This window comes from candidate division WOR-3 bacterium (genome assembly GCA_039801365.1).
GTDB lineage: Bacteria > Hydrothermota > Tepidihabitantia > Tepidihabitantales > Tepidihabitantaceae > JBDRUN01.
This window is the reverse complement of the sequence record JBDRUN010000001.1, coordinates 91,557-109,145: the sequence shown is the minus strand read 5'-3', so window position 1 is coordinate 109,145 and position 17,589 is coordinate 91,557. Positions and strand designations below refer to the sequence as shown.

The window sequence follows — 17,589 nt, the reverse complement described above, 5'->3', positions numbered from 1 at the left end:
GTATCACACTCAACTGCTACTGCGAAACAGACCGCGTGTCAAGCAGTCCCCTTGTCCGTGATTTTGTATTCATCCAACTCTCGGATTTCCCGGCTGTTATCTGCCCGTTTCTTCGTATGCCCCCTCGGCTGTGCCCTGGGCTGTGCGGACGTCACTGGGGGAGCGGCTACCCCAGGGTACGGTTGAGGTTCGGTTCGACCCTCTGGACACTAACCTCTAACTCCCTCGGCTACGGCTTTGGTGACTCCTTGCGACACCGCTTCGGTCACACCGCGGATAGCCGCCTCTGGCACGCCTCCTGTCACGCAAAGGGCAGCCCCTGGCTCTACCGGCTCTGTTACCGCTCCGGTTACGCAAACGGTAGTGCAAGGTCCTGCTGCTCTTCTCCCTGGTCCTCGAGCCGAAGCCCGGGTCATTCCTCGCCCCAATCCTTCCTGCTAGGCCTGAAACGACTGCACTGGCTGTCGGCTTGACTGAAATGACCGAGAGAATAATATAGCGGCCAATGACTGGCTCAGGGTCGGGCCGGGAAAAAGCCCAGTTGCCCCAAGAATCAGCCTGTAACTATATTCCGGCAGATTGCCTTCGCGAAGGTGTTATTATCACCGGCACGATGTTCAACGAGCCAATGCGGGTTGTGGGCACCCCGCGTAAGGGTAACGGCTTCGTCATTGTGGACCTGGTCGGCACTCGAAGTCAGACGTTCAAGCCCGGCATTCTGCTGAATAATGCGGAACTCGCGGGACTCACAGTTACCGTGCCCGAAACCAAATTCACCGGTGACGCATCTTTGTTCAAGCTCGGCTTGGAAGCACTGCGCATCAGACTCGCACACGAATACGACCCATATTTCGGTCTGTCGGTATGCAAGGTTGACCCCCTGCCGCATCAGCTGGACGCAATTTACAACCACCTCCTGAAGGCCTGGCGGTGCCGTTTCCTTCTAGCAGACGATGCCGGTGCGGGCAAGACCATTATGGCCGGACTGCTGCTCAAGGAACTCAAGCTCCGTGGGTTGGTCGAGCGGACGCTGGTCATCTGTCCGGCCAATCTGGCTTTCCAGTGGCGCAGAGAAATGAAAGACAAGTTCGACGAGCACTTCGAGCAGGTCACCGGTGCACGACTGCGGGAAGCCTACGCCGTGAATGTATGGGACAACCACAGCCAGGTTATTACCTCGATGGACCTGGCTAAACTCGACCACGTCCTGCCCAGCTTGCAGCAGGCCGAGGACTGGGATTTGGTGATTGTGGACGAAGCACACCGCATGTCGGCGCGTGATTCCGAACACAAGAGCGAGCGTTATCGGCTGGGCGAAATTCTACGGGACAAAACCGTACACTACCTACTACTGACTGGCACACCACACAAGGGCGACCCGGACAACTTCTGCCTTTTCCTCCAACTGCTCGACCAGGAAGCTTACGCAGACGTCACATCCATCCAAGAGGCGATGAAACGCCGTGAAGCGCCGTTCTATCTGCGTCGCACCAAGGAAGCGATGCTCAGTTTCCCGGAACTGCAGGCTGACGGCAAGTGGAGGTCGCGCAAGCTCTTCACGCGACGCATTCCAAGCACGGTTGCATTTGACCTGGTCGGCAATGAACTCGACCTCTATAAGGACGTCACGCGCTATGTGCAGACGCAATCTCAGCGGGCTTCAGAACGCGGAGATGACTTGTGGGCGCGCGCCGTTGGATTCCTCATGGCTATGTACCAGCGACGCATGGCCAGTTCGACTTACGCACTAAAGGAATCGCTCAAGCGCCGCCACAAGAAACTGAAGGAAGAATTAGAATCCGGCAAACCTTTGACCGAGGTCCCGGCCCCGGAAATTCCTGAGCCGGAATCGTGGGACGAAATGGAGGATTCTGAACGCGAGCGCGTGGAACACGAAGTCGAGGGCGTGACGTTGGCGCAGCGGCGCGACGACCTACGCAAGGAGCTGGAGGAACTGGACAAGCTGATTGCCGCGGCCGAACAGGTAGAGAGTTCGGGTCAGCAGGCGAAGTTACAGGCCCTTAGAGCACAGTTGACAGAGCAGGGCATCCTCAGTGACCAGTCGCGCAGGTTGCTGTTGTTCACCGAGTATAAGGACACCTTGGACTTTCTGGTCAGGACACTGAGGAGCTGGGGCCTGACGGTTGGCTTCATTCATGGCGGAATGAAACCCGGCAGTCGCGATGAGCCGGGCACCCGGTTGTATGCGGAACGGCAGTTCTGGGACCTTGCAACTCAGGTGCTGGTGGCGACTGAGGCTGCCGGCGAGGGAATCAATCTGCACTGCTGCAATGTGCTGTTCAACTATGACATACCGTGGAATCCGAATCGCCTTGAACAGCGCATGGGCCGCATACACAGGTATGGACAGAAACTCGACTGCTATATCTTCAACTTCTTCGCCCGCAACACAGTTGAAGGACGGGTGTTGGCCAAGCTGCTCGACAAGCTCGATGAGATACGCCGGGGGTTAGAAGAGGATACTGTTTTTGACGTGGTCGGTCAGGTGCTACCGCCAAACCAGATTGAGCATCTGCTGCGGGAGTTCTACGCCGGCCGTATGAGCGAAGACGACATTCACGCCCGCCTGGACGTCGAAGTGAACAAGGCCGACTTCGAAAAAGTGTGCCGGTCCGCACTAGAAGGTTTGGCCAGAAGCAGTTTGAACCTGCCTATGCTCGTGGAACAGAGGGCATTGGCCCGCGAACGGAGAATTGTGCCTGAAGCCATAGCCCGCTTTTTCCGAGATGCGGCAGCGCGCCTGTACGTGGAGCTCAAACCGTTGCGGGAAACTGTGTACAAGGTTGGCCGTATACCTCCTTCTCTGTTTGACGTTACTCGGGGCGATGGCTGGCATTATCCGGCACTGGCAAAAAGCTACGGCGTCATCAGTTTTGACCGCAAGACAGCTGAAGACGACCCGAAAGTAGAATGGGTTACGCCTGGACATCCTCTTTTTGAGGCGGTGCGACGAAGTCTGGACGAGCTGGCTGCACCTGAGCTTGCCAAAGGCTGCGTGCTTTACGACATCGATCGCGAATCGGAATCTTTGCTTGAAGTATTCAAAGCTTCTGTGGTAGACGCTACCGGCAAGACACTGCACCAGCGGTTGTTCGTGGTGGAAACGACCGCGGCAGGAGAACGCATCCTGCGGGAGCTGTCCTATTTGCTGGGCCTGATTTCGCCCAGCACAGCGCCAGCTGTCGAACCCAAGGCGGCAGAAGACTTGACCGGTTCTCAGAGTTATCTTGTCCAGTCTGCGCTGCCGCAGTTCCTTGCCGAGGTGAAAGAGGAAAGGCTAAAGGACCTGTTGGTGGTGGAGCGCCATGTGAAATTGTGCTTCGAGGAACTTATTCGCAAGCGCAATGAAGTTCTAAGCAGACACCTGCTGGCCAAGGATAGAGGGGACGCGGCTGCTGAGGGTTTGGCCGAAATCGAATCGCAGAAGCTAATTGACTTGCAGCGGCGGCGCGACCGCAGATACGCAGAACTTGCTCGGCAACGCGAGCTTTCTCTTCAGGGCATCGAGCGTATTGCAGTTGCTCTTGTACTGCCCCATCCGGAGCGTAATCGGGACGACGTCACCAGACTCAGGCCAGACCCGGAGGTCGAACGCAAGGCAATGGAGGCGGTCATCGCCTATGAGACTGCACGCGGGTGCAAGGTTGAGGATGTGCACAAGCAGAACCTTGGGTACGACCTGCGTAGCATTCACGCCGATACGGGCGAACTTCGCCTGATAGAGGTCAAGGGTTTGGGCGCTGCTAAGGGCCGGGTTCTACTCACGCCGAATGAGCGCCGCGTGGCCGAAGACCGCCGCGACTGCTTCTGGCTGTACGTCGTGACCGCGTGCGACACGAAGCCGTTCGTGCAACCGCCGATTCAGGACCCGGCTCAGTTCCGCTGGCACGAAGTAAGCAAGGTGGAGCACTACTGGTTGGAGCTTGATGTCCTGACCGGAACGGTGCAGGTGAAGGATGCCTGACCCATCCGACCGAATTCGCCGCCTCCGCCCCAGCGGCGGCTACCGCGACCTGCGCTCGTTCCAGGTGGCGACCATCATCTACGATGCCACCGCGCAATTCTGCGACCGGTTCGTGGACAAACGCTCGCGCACGCATGATCAGATGGTGCAGGCGGCGCGCAGCGGCAGGCAGAACATCGCCGAGGGCAGCCGCGCCGCCGCGGCCTCAAGCCAGACCGAGTTGCGGCTCGTCAATGTGGCGCGTGCCAGCCTTGACGAACTACTGCTCGACTACGAGGACTTTCTGCGGCAGCGCAACCTGCACCAGTGGGCCAAGGATGACCCGGAGGCGATTGCGGTGCGCGCGGTGGGCGCACAGCATCGGACCGATCCGTCCAATCGGTCTGATCCGTCCGATTATTCCCGCTGGCTTGGCTCCCCTGACCCTGCCATCGTCGCCAACGCCCTCATCTGCCTGATTCACCAGGCCAACTTTCTGCTTGACCGGCAGGTTGCCGCCCTCGAGCGCGGCTTCGTGAAGCAGGGCGGGTACAGCGAACAACTCGCCGCCGCCCGCATTGCGGAGCGCCAGCGGAGAATGACCGATCAGTCTGATCCGTCGGCTCGGTCGGATCAGTCGCTGCCATCCTGTCCCCTCTGCGGCAAGCCCATGGCCCTGCGCACCGCCCGCAAAGCCCCGCGCGCCGGCAAGCCGTTTCTCGGCTGCACCGGCTTCCCCGCGTGCAAAGGCACCTTGCCGGTATCCTGACCATGATTCCCAAAGACTGCAAGCGGCTGATTGAGGTGGACTTCCCGGTCGCGGCAGTCAGCGCGCACTCGGCCCGCGAGAAGACCATCCGCCACGGCCATCCTTCGACCCTGCATCTCTGGTGGGCACGGCGACCATTGGCCGCGTGTCGCGCCGTCCTGCTTGGGCTGCTATTGCCTGACCCCTGCGAACCGTTGTGCCCGGCTGAGTTCAAGAAGCAGGCCCGAGCCCTGCTTTCCGGGTTTCCGGGCGTCGGGGACTGCAAGACGGACTTGGCTCTCCGCAAGGGACTGCTGAAGTTCATCGCGGACTTCGCTAACTGGGGCCTTGCCAGCGACCCGCTGGCCGTTGATGTCGGGCGCGGGCTCGTGAAGGCCGCGCACCCAGAAGAGACGCCGCTGGTGGTTGACCCGTTTGCCGGTGGCGGCTCGATACCGCTTGAAACCTTGCGGCTCGGGTGCGAGGTGTTTGCCAGCGACCTGAACCCGGTAGCGTGCCTGATACTCAAGGTGATGCTTGAGGACATTCCGAAGCACGGCCCGAAGCTGGCCGAGGAACTGCGCAAGGTCGGTGCGGAAATCAAGGCAAAGGCTGAAAAGGAGTTGAAGGAGTTCTACCCCGACGACCCTGACGGCTCCAAGCCAATCGCCTACCTCTGGGCGCGGACCGTAACCTGCGAAGCGTCGGACTGCGGTGCGGAAATCCCACTGGTTCGTTCTTTCTGGCTCTGCAAGAAGGCAAGTCGCAAGCGTGCGTTGCGCCCTGTCATTCTGAGCGGAGCGAAGCGGAGTCGAAGAATCTCGCCCTCGGTCGAGTTCGAGATATTCGAGCCGAAGAATGACTCAGATGTACCGCCCGGCACGGTCGCCCGTGCTAAGGCCAAGTGTCTGTGCTGCGGCGCGGTCTTACACCCCGCACGCGTCCGCGCCCAACTCTCGGCCCAGCGCGGCGGCGCCGATGTCATCTTTGACAAGCAGGGCAACCGTATTGGAGGTGCACGCCTGCTTGCAGTTGTGACGCTCAAGCCCGGCCAACAGGGTCGCAACTACCGACTCCCCACAGCCCGTGACTACGAGGCAGTCTGGAAAGCGACAAAGGCCGCAGCCAAGCTTGCCAAACAACGGCTGCAGTGCGGTTTGAGCGCCATTCCCAGCGAGGAATTCCACAGCACGCGGCCATCGCCCAATGCCCGGGGACTCACTGCCGTCACCAGGTACGGAGTGAACAGGTTCGACCTTCTGTATCTCCCTCGTCAGCGGTTAGCGCTGGCGTGCTTTGGCGCGGCAGTCCGAGGGCAGCCTGACGTTCCCGCGTCCGGGCCGAATGGACTTTTGCGTCTACTGGCGCTTGCGCAAAGTCGTGTTGCCGACTACTGTTCGGTGGAGAGCCGGTGGGACTCAACGCAGGAGAGAAATGTGAACTCGTTCGGACGCCAGGCACTCCCGATGCTCTGGGATTTCGCCGAGCTGGTTCCGCACGGTGACAGCGTGGGTTCGTGGGACTCGATGTTGGTAGGAATCATCCAGGTGACACGTCGCTTTGGAGACATTGGTTACGCTGGGAAAGTACAGGTCGCCGATGCTATGCAGCATCCTCTGCCAAACGAATGCTGCTCGTGCTGGTTCACCGACCCTCCCTACTACGATTCCATCCCTTACGCCGATCTCTCGGATTTCTTCTATGTGTGGCTCAGGCGGACACTGCCACATGACAGAATCCTGCAGAACGATTTCGAACTGAACTCCGAGTTGACGCCGAAGCTGCGAGAATGTGTTTGGAATCAAGCGTATCAAGTCGGTGGCGTACCAAAGAGTCCGCGCTTCTTCGAGGAGTGCATGGCCAATGCTTTTAGAGAAGGACGTCGACTCATTAGAGACGGCGGTGTGAGCTGTGTAGTCTTTGCACACAAGACGACCGCAGGATGGGAAGCGCTGCTGAGCGGTCTTGTTCAGGGCGGTTGGTCGCTAAGTGCATCTTGGCCGATTGCAACTGAACAGAAGCAGCGGCTTGTTGCTCGCGAAACGGCGGCTTTGGCGACAAGCGTCCATCTCATTTGCCGGCCACGTCTGAAGGATGCCGGAACAGGCGACTGGGACGAGGTGCGCGCGGAGATGCAGAAGCGGGTGAAGGAGTGGATGGCGCGGATGCTGGACGAGGGGATTCGGGGCGCGGATGCAATCTTCTCCTGCATCGGCCCGGCGCTGGAGCCGTACAGCCGGTATGAGCGGGTTGAAACCGCTGCGGGCAAGGTTGTGCCGCTAGGCGGGGACCCGGAGGCAGGGGAACCGGACAAACGTGGGTTTCTGGCTTACGTGTTTGAGACCGTCTCACGAGAAGCGCTTGAGAATGTGCTGGGCAAGGCTGAAACTGAGAGGTTCGAGGAGGACGCACGGTTGACCGCGCTGTTCCTCTGGACACTGCAATCCACCAGGGTGAATGGCCTGAATGGGAATTGCGGCAAGGATGCCTCTCCCACAGAGGAGGAGGAGCCCGAAGGCGACGAAGACGAGGAGAAGCCGGCCAAGACCAGGGGCGGGCTCGCGATGCCATTTGATACTTTCATCCGGATTACGCGGCCGATGGGCATTCACTACCAGAAATGGGAGAAGCGTATCATCGAGATTGAGAAGGGCGTAGTTCGACTCCGGCCAGTGAAGGATCGAGGCGAGGAATTGCTGGGTGTTTCTACGGGGGGTGATATCCGCGAGTTCACGCTACCGAGTCCGCAGTTGAAGCTCTTTGGTAAAGAAGAGGTGCAGCGGCAGGTCGTAGCTGCCAAACGCGGAGTCGCCGGTCGCATCGAGGAGCAGACGACTCTGGACCGGCTGCACGTGGCGATGCTCCTGTTCCGAGCCGGACAGACCACCCTGCTGCGGCAGTTGCTGGAGGATGAGCGGAAGCGTGGCCGCAGGTTCGAGCGGCTCGCGCTCGCGTTGACCGCGTTGTATCATGAGAAGAGTGAGGAGCGGCGTTGGCTTGAGGGCTTACAGGCGCTAATGGGCCTGCCCGCAACGAAGCAGGCGGGCAAGTAGAGAGGATGGACAATGGAACCATGGTACAAGGTAGCAACACCACGTAAGGAATTGCGCGAGGGCCGGTCACTGGACCCGAGCGAGTTCGCGGTGCATCTGGACCAGATAGTCTCGGGCAGAGCGCCGGATGACTACAAGAACCCGGAGCAATTCTTTGGCCGCACGTACTTCACCAAGGCGCTTGTTACCGACTACTGCGGCAAAGTGCTGCGCCGACTGGCCGGCGAGACTTCCGGCACCGCGCCGGTGCTTTCCATGCTCACCCAGTTCGGCGGCGGCAAGACTCACACGTTGGCGGCGCTCTATCATCTGGCCAAGTCCGGGCCAGCGGCCCAAGCATATCCCGGTGTGCCGGAGCTGCTTTCTGCCATAGGCCTGAAGCAGGTGCCGAAGGCGCGGGTCGCCGTGTTCGTGGGTAACTCCTGGGACCAGAAGTCAGGCAGCGAGACGCCATGGATTGACGTGGCGGTGCAACTGGCCGGCGACGCTGGCCGGAAGCTCATCGGCGAGGATTTCAAGCAGCGGGCACCCGGCACAGAAGTCCTGGAGAAACTCTTTGCCCTGGTTGACGCGCCGATTCTGTTCTTGTTTGATGAGACGCTCAACTTCATCGGCCGCTATGGGAATCTGGCTACTCAGTTCCATTCGTTCCTGCAGAATCTCACTACGGCGCTAACGGCCCGGCAGAATGCGGTTGGCGTGTTCAGCCTGCCTGCGTCGCCGACCGAGATGACCGATGAGCTATGCGAGTGGCAAATCAAGCTGTCGAAGCTGACTGACCGGGTGGGCCAGCCGCTTCTGGCGAATGACCCAGAGGAGATTTCCGAGATTGTGCGGCGCAGGCTGTTTGAAGACCCGGGCCGCAAGAGCATGCAGCAGGCCGCGGCACGGCAGTACGCCCGCTGGGTGTTCGAACGCCGGGATCGGCTGCCCGCGGAGTTCGCCAATTTTGGTGAAGAAGTCATAAGGAAACGATTTGAGGCATGTTATCCGTTTCACCCTAGCACTTTGACCGTGTTCCAGCGCAAGTGGGCTTCGCTGCCCTCATTTCAGCAGACTCGTGGTACTTTGGTGATGCTTGGAATGTGGATTGCCATAGCGGCCAGGGAAGGCTATGCCTGCGCACGCAGAGAGCCACTGATAACCCTTGGCTCCGCACCGCTGAGTAATCGGGAATTTCGGTCCAAGGTGTTGGAACAGATGGGCGAAACGCGGCTGGAACACGCTATCAACTATGACATCTCCGGTGAGAACGCAGTTGCGGTTGCTCTGGACAAGGAGCTGAGCGACACCGTCGGCAGGACGAACCTGCACCAGCGCGTGGCCACAGCGCTACTGTTTGAGTCATGTGGCGGCATGGTTTCCGACAAAGTAGCGACGCTTTCCGACCTGCGGTTCGCGCTTGGAGATGCGGAAACCGAGACAACGCTTGTAGATACTGCCGTCCAAGCCCTGGTCAGCCGCTGCTACTATTTGCGTCCGGTCGGGACCGGTGGGTGGAAGTTTGGCTGCTCGCCCACCTTGCGCAAGATACACGCCGACCGCAAGGCTGGCCTGAACCCGGCCGACGTGGAGAAGCAGACGCGCGCCGTGGTCACGCAGGTGTTCCGCAAGAACGCTAAGATTGAGGCCCAGTTCTTCCCCAAGGACTCGGCCGAGGTATCCGACCGGCCGGTGCTGCGGCTGGTGGTCGGGACGCCTGACAGCGAATTGGATCAGAGGCAGACTGAGCAGTTGAATGCCTGGACTGTGAACTGCGGTCAGTCCCCACGCCAGTATCCGGGCGCAGTCTTATGGGTGATGCCTGAGTCTGCCACCGGCCTGCAGAAGGACGTCGCTGACTGGATGGCGTGGACCGTCATCGCCGACGAGGTGGAAGCAGGGAGCATGGGCGAACTGGAGCCACACGAGCAGCAGATGGCGAGGACAGAGGTCAAGAAGGCGTACTCCAGGGTTGAAGAGAGAGTCTGGAGTCTATACAGCAGCCTTCTGTATTGGGACGCAAAGGCAGGGTCCCTGCAGAAGCTGACGTTGGGGATGATGCATCCCAGCGAAGCACGCGGCATCACTGGCGCGATACTGTCCCGGATGCGCCAAGCCAACTTGCTGAACCGGGAAATCGGGCCGACGTACGTTGAGCGAAAGTGGCCCCAAGCGTTGAAGAAGACAGGCGCGTGGTCGCTCGCCAGTCTGAAGGCGGCGTTCTTCCAAGGGTCGCTCACGCGGCTGGAGCGCGCCGACGAAGCTCTATTGGCGCTGATACAGAAGGCCGTACCGCAGGGCGCGTTGGGCATGGGTGTCGGCAAGGACGAGCTGCACTTGCACAGAATATGGTTCAGAGAGACCGTTGACCCGGCTGAGGTCAAGTTCGACCACGAAACGTTTCTACTCTTGCCCGAGCGGGCGAAGGTCGCGAAGGCCGGTACGCAGACAGGCGGCGTAACGGAGCCGGGCGACATCTTCGCGCCGCCGGGCGGCGATACGACCGTCATCATTGAGCCGCCGAAGCCGGAAGCCAAGACCGTCCAGCCGACGACGGTCGAGTGGCGTGGCAACATCCCACGCGACATGTGGAATCTGCTCAGCCATCGCGTTCTGGCCAGACTGGCCGGCGCCGATGGCGTCGAGATCGAGGTCTTCATCAAGGCCAAGCTCAAGGACCCAGCCGTCCGCCAGCAACTCAACGCTGCCCTCCGCGAGCTGCGGCTTGGAGGAGAGTTCACCGTACAGGACTGAGCGGTATTACAGCTTCGGGGTCCGCAACAGTGAGGAACCCGGGGTCAGGTTCTGAATCTTGCGCTTTGCGGGCCGACAGTTACTAGCCCCAGCGTCCTGCTCCCTCTTCCCAAAACCGAACCCTTGGCCTCTCGCCCCTGGAACCCTTTCTCTGTTTGACACGCGGCCGACCTGGGGGAAGCTGAGTGTGAAGAATGGACACCGGCCGGTTCTTTGACAACCCCTGGTGTCATCGATAACCGGACGGGCTTGACCGACGGTCGGATAGGAGTAGGCTGTGGCGTGGCGTGCCCCGTGTTTCCGCTGTTGACAGCCGGTTATGAAGGGCGGACGACCGATGAGTTCATTGCTGTGCTGAAGCAGGAAAAGGTGGCCGTCGTGGCGGACGTTCGTCAATTGCCGCTGAGCCGCAGGCGGGGCTTTTCCAAGTCGGCTCTGGCAACCTTCCTTCCTTTGAATGGTATCCAATACGTGAGCCTGCGCGAGTTGGGAACACCTGTAGCTGTGCGTAAGCAGTACAGGATGACTGGCAGCTTCGAGGAACTTGCCCGTCAGTATCTTGCCTACGTCGCCACGGTGGATGACTCTGTGGAATCTCTCTACCAGATGGCTGTGGCCAAGCCGTGTTGTCTCCTGTGCTACGAGCGCGACCCGAAGCAGTGTCACAGGTCGCTGTTGGCTCTGGTCTTGGCGGGACGCAACGGCCATCAGTTCGTGGTCCGGCACTTGTAGTTTTGGACTGGCAGACCCGCCGCATCCTCGTCACGGTCAAGACCTATCCCAATCCGAGCCGGAAATACACCGAGACCGTGTGCGTAGCCGGCATTGACCTGGAAGCGAAACGGTGGATTAGGCTCTATCCGGTGCCCTTCCGGGACTTGAACTCGTGGCAGCGGTTCAGCAAGTACTCCGTCATCGAGGCTCGAGTGAGCCGAACGTCGAAAGACACCCGTCCGGAGAGCTTCCGTGTAGACCGCAACAGCATCAGGGTTGTCGAGCAGGCGTGGGACACCAAGCGCAAGTGGGCCAGAAGGCGTGAGATCGTATTGCCGCTTAGGGCCGCGTCGCTCTGCGCCCTGAAGGACGAGCAGGCAAAGTCGGCCACATCGCTGGGCTTGGTCAAGCCGGAGAACGTGAGGTTCTACGCCGAGCCGGTTGATACTACCAGCGCTGAGTTCAGGGCTGCGTTCTATGACCAACTTGACGCCTTTGCCGGAGCCAAGCAGGCAATTGAACCCATACCCTACCGTTTTGGCTACCGCTTCAGGTGCGCAGGCGAGGAACGCTGCCGAGGACACGACCTGTCCGTCATTGACTGGGAGTTGATGCAGTTGTACCGCACACTCCGGGACCGAGAGAACTGCGAGCAGGACGTGCTGCGCAAGGTCAGACAGAAGTGGGAAGGCGAGATGCTGAGGTCGGACAAGGACACGTGGTTCTATGTAGGCAATGTATTTCTGCACCCACGGAGTTTCTTGGTGCTCGGTGTCTTCTGGCCGCCGAAGTAGGAAAGTTCTTGTGACACAGCGGATGATTCTCAGCCGGCCGGTTGGGGTCAGGTCTTGGGAATACCAGGGACGCCCCCGCTTTCTGAGCTGAAGAAAGTCGAAACCGTGGGTTAGTACTGTTCTCAATTGGAGGAGAAAGCTGAGTCCGAAGCAGAATAGGTCAGAGGGGAACGATCGTCATTGAGTTACTTGCTACCCGGACGGCAAGAACCACGCCCGCAACGCCCGCATCCACGTCGCCACCTACCAAACTCTGGGTATTGCCCGCGAAGACGACGACGCCAGCTTCCTCACCGAGTTCTATCCGGAGAATCACTTCAGCCACATTGTGATTGACGAATGCCATCGCTCAGCCTGGGGCAAATGGTCTCAGGTACTTACCCGTAACCCGGATGCGGTACACATCGGACTCACCGCTACGCCCCGTTCGCTCAAGATTACCGAGAAGACCCGCGAGGCGCAGGCAGACGCGAAGATTACCGCTGACAACCTTGCGTACTTCGGCGAGCCGGTGTACGAATACGACATGGCCCAGGCGATAGAAGACGGATACCTTGCCGCCTGCCTGATACAGAAAGGCCGGGTCAACCTGGACGACACCGGTATCACCATTGACGACATTTTGGCCCGCGAACCGGTTGATGCGGACACCGGCCAGCCGGTTTCTTCCGACCGGTTGAGGCAGCTCTACGAAAAAACCGACTACGAAAACCGCATTCTGCTGCCCGACCGGGTGTCTGCCATGTGCGCCGACCTCTTTGCCTATCTGTGCGAAACCGGCGGCCCGGAACAGAAAACAATCATCTTCTGCACCCGCGACCGACATGCGGACGATGTGGCTGCGGAAATGAACAACCTGTACGCCCGCTGGTGCAAAGAGCACGGCCACCCCCGGGCAGAACCCTACGCTTTCAAATGCACCGCCTCTGCTTCGGGTAACGACCAGCTTCCTGACTTCCGCGGTGCCTCGCGCCACCACTTCATCGCCACCACCGTTGACCTGTTGACCACCGGCGTGGACGTGCCCTGTGTGCGCAACATCGCCTTCTTTAAGTATGTCAAATCGCCTATCGCTTTCTACCAGATGGTAGGCCGGGGCACGCGCATTGACCCGCCTTCGGGCAAACTAGCATTCACGGTCTACGACTACACCAACGCTACTCGGCTATTCGGCGAAGAGTTCCTGTCCCGACCGACTAGATCAAGCGAAAAGCGCGAGCCTTCGCCTCCGCCTGAACCGCCCATCCGCGTAGAAGGATTCGAGGTCCGCGTCACCCCGGCCGGCAAATACATTCTGACCGAAGTGGATGGCAGGGCAATACCCGTCACAGTAGAAGAATAGAAGGAACGGATGGCCGCCAAACTCGTGGCCGAAGCGCCGACGCTCGAGGCGTTCCGCGACCGCTTGGTAGAACCTGCCCGCCGCCGCGCACTCATCGATGCCCTCGTTAGCGCCGGCTACTCACCCTCGCTGGTGCAGCGCGTGGAAGAAATGGACGACTATGACCTGTACGACGTCCTGGCCGAACTCGGCTACGGCCTTGCTCCGCGCACGCGCGCAGAGCGGGCTGAGGCATTCTCCTATAAACATGCAGAGTGGCTTGCCAGCCTGCCCGAAAACGCGGCCGCTACCCTCAAAGCCCTTGCTGCCCAGTTTGCCCTTGCGGGCACCGAAGGACTGGAAAACCCGGAAGTATTCCAGACCCCGAAGGTCAAACGTGCCGGCGGAGTGAAAGCGCTAGCCGAACTGGGCAAGCCGGCCAAAATACTCAAAGAAACCAAGGTCAGACTGTTTGCGGCGTAGAGATGTGTTACAGGTTACAGGGTTACAGAGTTACAGAGAGGGGGAGATGAAAGAAACGGTACAGAAGTTCGAGGAACTGAAGGTCTACCAGCAGGCGCGAGAACTGACCAACCAGGTCTATGCTCTCACGCGGCAACCGGCATTCACCAGGGACCGCAGCCTTGTTGACCAGATTCGCCGGGCCGCGGTCTCCATCATGTCCAACATCGCGGAAGGGCACGAACGCGGTTCGACGCAGGAACTCGTGCAGTTTCTCTACGTCGCCAAAGGCTCCTGCGGCGAAGTCCGGGCCCAGCTTGGCATTGCGCGTGACCAGGGCTATATCAGCGCCAAAGACTGCGATTCGGCGAGTGCGCAATGCCGCCGGCTCAGCGCGATGCTATACAGATTCATCCAATACCTTCAGGGCTCCGGAATGCCGGGCCAGAAACAACACGCAAGACAACAACAGGCGGTGGCAGCCGCGGAAGAAAGGAGTCGGATTCTAGACGAACTGGCCGAACAACGCAAACGCAAAGCCAATGACCAATAGTCCTGTAACCTGTAACCCTGTAACTTGTAACCTTTCTGCTGTGACCTGTAACTCTGTAACCTGTAACTTTCTTGCTGTAATCTGTAACGCCGTGACTCTGCCCTGTTCCCCAGCTCTTTCTGAAAGGAGCGTCCGATGAGCGAAATCAAACTCTTCCGCCTGAGCGGCAACAAGGCGACCGAACTGCCGGGCAAGGCAACGCCGCTTGAGAAATCACTTCAGGACGTCGTCGAAAAGAACCTGGAGACGATGCTCGGGGTTCGCTTCCTTGACTCGGAATACTCTACCGGCAAGAGCCACGCCGGCCGCATTGACACGCTCGGCATAGACGAGAACAACTGCCCGGTCATCATCGAATACAAGAAGGCGACGAACGAGAATGTCATCAACCAGGGCCTTTTCTACCTGGACTGGCTTCTCGACCACAAGGCCGAGTTCCAGTTGCTGGTACAGAAGAAACTGGGGCAGAAGGCGGCCAATGCAATAGACTGGACCGGCCCGCGCCTGCTCTGCATCGCTGCCGACTTTACCAAGTACGACGAACACGCGGTCAAGCAGATGGGCCGCAACGTGGAACTGGTGCGCTACCGAAGGTTCGGCGACGAGCTCTTGGCACTCGACCTTGTCTACAGAGCGACAGGCGAAGAGCCGGCGTCTGTCCGCCGCCGCAGCCGCGTTTCAGCCGGCGGGACAGACAAGACCGTTGCCACTTGGCTAAGGGAAATGAGTCCTCAGATGCGCGACCTTTACGACTCTCTGCGCGCGTTCATACTTGCCCTGGGCGACGACGTGACCGAGAAGCAACTCAAGCTCTACGTGGCCTTCCGCCGCATCAAGAACTTCGCCTGCGTGGAATTCAGCCGCAAGGCGCTTACCCTGTATCTCAAGCTCGACCCCAAGTCGGTGAAGCTGGAGACTGGGTTCACCCGCGACGTCAGCCAGATTGGTCATTGGGGCACGGGCGACTTGGAAGTAGTGGTTACCGACCAGACAAGCCTGCAGAAGGCACAGACCTTGCTGCAGCGCAGCTACGAGGAGGCATAGGTCTTGAGCACAGGCGTTCAACGCCCCCTTCCCCCCCGGCTGGCGATGGGTGAAGCTGGGAGAGGTGTGCGAGTTCTTAGACGGCCGGAGAGTGCCCGTCAATGAACCCGACAGAATGCGGCGCATCGCGGGAAAGAAACAGGCAGAGCTATACCCCTACTATGGTGCCAATGGCCAAGTGGGTTGGATAGACGGATACCTTTTCGATGAACCGCTGATATTGCTCGCCGAGGACGGCGGGTTCTTTGGATCCGCTGACAGACCTATCGCCTATGCTGTGGCTGGCAAGTACTGGGTCAACAACCACGCTCACGTGCTCAGACCAAGACCTGATAGCATTGACTTTGCCTACTGCTTGCTGGCCATCCGAATCCGGCCCGATGTGGGCGATATGGTCGCCGGTGCGACGAGGGCCAAGCTGAACCAGAAGGTCGCGGCTGAGATTGTCCTTCCCCTTCCTCCCCTTTCCGAGCAGAGGCGGATTGCGGGGATGCTGAATGAACGTATGGCCGAGGCCGAGAAGCACCGACTGGCCCTTGAGGCCCAGTTGGAAACAATCAACAAACTGCCGGCCGCGCTGTTGCGGAAGGCGTTTAGAGGAGACATCTGATTTTGGATTTTGGATTGGGGATTTTGGATTGGCGGAAATGGGGGCGCAGATGATTTTGGATTGCCGATTTTGGATTTTGGATTGGCAGAGAAGGAGCAGAAGAGCGAGGGTCGCGGATTCTGGGTTGAGGAGGCGCGGTGACTGAGCAGGAGTTCAAGGATAGGACCAGAAAACTCGGGTTGGAGGCCATCCGGCTGGTTGATGAGCTGCCGCGGAGCCGTTGCGCAGACGTCATCGGCCGGCAACTATTGCGGTGCGCCACGTCGGTCGGCGCGAATTACCGCGCGGCCTGCCGGGCCCGGTCACGGGCCGATATGCTTGCCAAACTGGCAATCGTTGAGGAGGAAGCCGATGAGGTCATCTATTGGCTGGACCTGCTCGTCGCCGCTCGCCTTGCATCCGAGCCGGATACGGAAAACCTGATGGCTGAAGCCGACAACATCTTGGCGATGACGGTAGCATCCATCAAGACTTTGAGACGCTCCCGCGCCTAATCCAAAATCCAAAACCCAAAATCCAAAATTGCAGTCCTGGCTTGACTAATAACTTGACTTATACTTGACTTATTGTAGAGTAGAACCGTGGCATACGTACCGGCGTTTGAGGTAACGGCGCGGTTGGTTGCGCTCATTGAGGAAATCGCCGCACTGCGGGCAAGGGTGCTGGCCGCAACCGTGCAGGTGCCGTGGATTCCCCGGCTTCAGCAAGACGCAAGGGTGAGAAACACGCACAGTTCGACTGCCATCGAGGGGAATCCTTTGACTCAGGAGCAGGTACGTGACCTCGCGCAAGGCCGTGACGTTCCGGCCATTGCGGACCGTTCGCGGCAGGAGGTGCTGAACTACTTCGCGGCCCTGCGTTACATCGAGACGCACGCGGCCAAGCGCCGGCTCGTGCACCGGGACATTCTACGGCTTCATCTAATTGCCTGCCGGGGTGTGATGGACCAGGGCCAGGAGGGCGCATATCGCCGCATCCAGGTATGGGTTGGGCCGCACAAGCCGCCGCCACCCGAGCAAGTTGAACCTCTGATGTCCGACCTTTTGGACTGGTGGAACGGCTCGGCGCGGGACTGGTCTGCGGTCATTTCGTCCCCCATCGTGCATCATCGTTTCGAGGACATTCATCCATTCGGCGACGGCAATGGCCGGGTCGGCCGGCTTCTTTCCCTGTGGGAGCTTTATCGCCGCGGTTTCGACACGCATCACATCTTTTCGGTGGACGAGTACTTCTGGGAGGACCGACCGCGTTACTACGAGGCCCTGCGTGAGGTCGGCCGGCAGGGCGGCAACCTCACCGGCTGGCTGGAATACTGCGCCACCGGGTTGCGACTCGTGCTGGAACGGGTCTGGTTGCGCATCCAGCGGCTGGCCGCCGACCAGAGCACGGAGAAAGTGGTGCTGCGGCCAAAACAGGAGCAGTTGCTGGCGCTCCTGCGCGACCGCCAGGCGATGAGCCCGCGCGAGATACGCGAGGCGCTCGGCGTCTCGAAACAGGGTGCCCTGGACCTTCTGAAACCGCTTGTTGCGGCCGGGCTGGTAAAGCGCTCCGGTACGCGGAGATCGGGTAAGTATCTGTTGAGGTGAACCG

The 17,589-nt window shown here is 59.7% G+C and carries 14 protein-coding genes; 13 read left to right on the top strand and 1 reads right to left on the bottom strand.

Going from position 1 to position 17,589, the window contains the following annotated elements:
- The first annotated feature begins 505 nt into the window (after positions 1-505).
- The 6 genes from ABIL25_00430 to ABIL25_00405 all read left to right on the top strand — a co-directional run bounded on the left by ABIL25_00430 (position 506) and on the right by ABIL25_00405 (position 12,009).
- A complete protein-coding gene (locus ABIL25_00430; protein ID MEO0080746.1) occupies positions 506-3,985 on the top strand; it encodes a helicase-related protein in 3,480 nt (1,159 codons plus the stop codon).
- Positions 3,978-4,733 (top strand): four helix bundle suffix domain-containing protein, encoded by a 756-nt coding sequence (locus ABIL25_00425; GenBank protein ID MEO0080745.1) that lies wholly within the window; start codon positions 3,978-3,980, stop codon positions 4,731-4,733. Before ABIL25_00430 ends, ABIL25_00425 begins: the two co-directional genes overlap by 8 nt.
- A 2-nt stretch (positions 4,734-4,735) precedes the next feature.
- A complete protein-coding gene (locus ABIL25_00420) occupies positions 4,736-7,765 on the top strand; it encodes a DUF1156 domain-containing protein (protein MEO0080744.1) in 3,030 nt (1,009 codons plus the stop codon).
- 12 nt (positions 7,766-7,777) lie between these two features.
- Positions 7,778-10,501: a DUF499 domain-containing protein gene (locus ABIL25_00415; protein ID MEO0080743.1), complete on the top strand. Its 2,724-nt coding sequence runs from the start codon at positions 7,778-7,780 to the stop codon at positions 10,499-10,501.
- A gap of 282 nt (positions 10,502-10,783) precedes the next feature.
- Positions 10,784-11,233: a DUF488 domain-containing protein gene (locus ABIL25_00410; protein ID MEO0080742.1), complete on the top strand. Its 450-nt coding sequence runs from the start codon at positions 10,784-10,786 to the stop codon at positions 11,231-11,233.
- Positions 11,161-12,009: a hypothetical protein gene (locus ABIL25_00405; GenBank protein ID MEO0080741.1), complete on the top strand. Its 849-nt coding sequence runs from the start codon at positions 11,161-11,163 to the stop codon at positions 12,007-12,009. Before ABIL25_00410 ends, ABIL25_00405 begins: the two co-directional genes overlap by 73 nt.
- Positions 12,010-12,169: 160 nt before the next feature.
- On the opposite strand, the gene ABIL25_00400 is transcribed toward ABIL25_00405, so the two are convergent.
- Positions 12,170-12,334 carry a hypothetical protein gene (locus ABIL25_00400; protein ID MEO0080740.1) on the bottom strand — a complete coding sequence of 55 codons (165 nt, stop codon included), beginning with the start codon at positions 12,332-12,334 and terminating at the stop codon, positions 12,170-12,172.
- Between ABIL25_00400 and ABIL25_00395 the strand changes: the two genes are divergently transcribed.
- The 7 genes from ABIL25_00395 (at position 12,263) to ABIL25_00365 (ending at position 17,585) form a co-directional block, all read left to right on the top strand.
- Complete coding sequence (locus tag ABIL25_00395) at positions 12,263-13,351, top strand: DEAD/DEAH box helicase family protein (protein ID MEO0080739.1); 1,089 nt, start codon at positions 12,263-12,265, stop codon at positions 13,349-13,351. The two genes, ABIL25_00400 and ABIL25_00395, sit on opposite strands and share 72 nt — an antisense overlap.
- Before the next feature lie 9 nt (positions 13,352-13,360).
- Positions 13,361-13,813, top strand: coding sequence for a type I restriction-modification enzyme R subunit C-terminal domain-containing protein (locus ABIL25_00390; protein MEO0080738.1), 453 nt, complete (start codon positions 13,361-13,363; stop codon positions 13,811-13,813).
- Positions 13,814-13,859: 46 nt separating this feature from the next.
- On the top strand, positions 13,860-14,345 hold the full coding sequence (locus ABIL25_00385) for a four helix bundle protein (protein ID MEO0080737.1): 486 nt from the start codon (positions 13,860-13,862) through the stop codon (positions 14,343-14,345).
- 135 nt (positions 14,346-14,480) lie between these two features.
- Positions 14,481-15,389: a DUF5655 domain-containing protein gene (locus ABIL25_00380; GenBank protein ID MEO0080736.1), complete on the top strand. Its 909-nt coding sequence runs from the start codon at positions 14,481-14,483 to the stop codon at positions 15,387-15,389.
- Positions 15,390-15,438: 49 nt separating this feature from the next.
- The gene (locus tag ABIL25_00375; protein ID MEO0080735.1) at positions 15,439-15,999 is read left to right on the top strand and encodes a restriction endonuclease subunit S; all 561 of its coding nucleotides are present in this window, start codon (positions 15,439-15,441) and stop codon (positions 15,997-15,999) included.
- Between the two features lie 137 nt (positions 16,000-16,136).
- Positions 16,137-16,493, top strand: a complete 357-nt coding sequence (locus ABIL25_00370) for a four helix bundle protein (protein ID MEO0080734.1) — start codon at positions 16,137-16,139, stop codon at positions 16,491-16,493.
- Between the two features lie 87 nt (positions 16,494-16,580).
- Entirely contained in the window at positions 16,581-17,585 is a 1,005-nt protein-coding gene (locus ABIL25_00365; protein MEO0080733.1) for a Fic family protein, read from the top strand.
- The last annotated feature ends 4 nt before the right edge of the window (positions 17,586-17,589 follow it).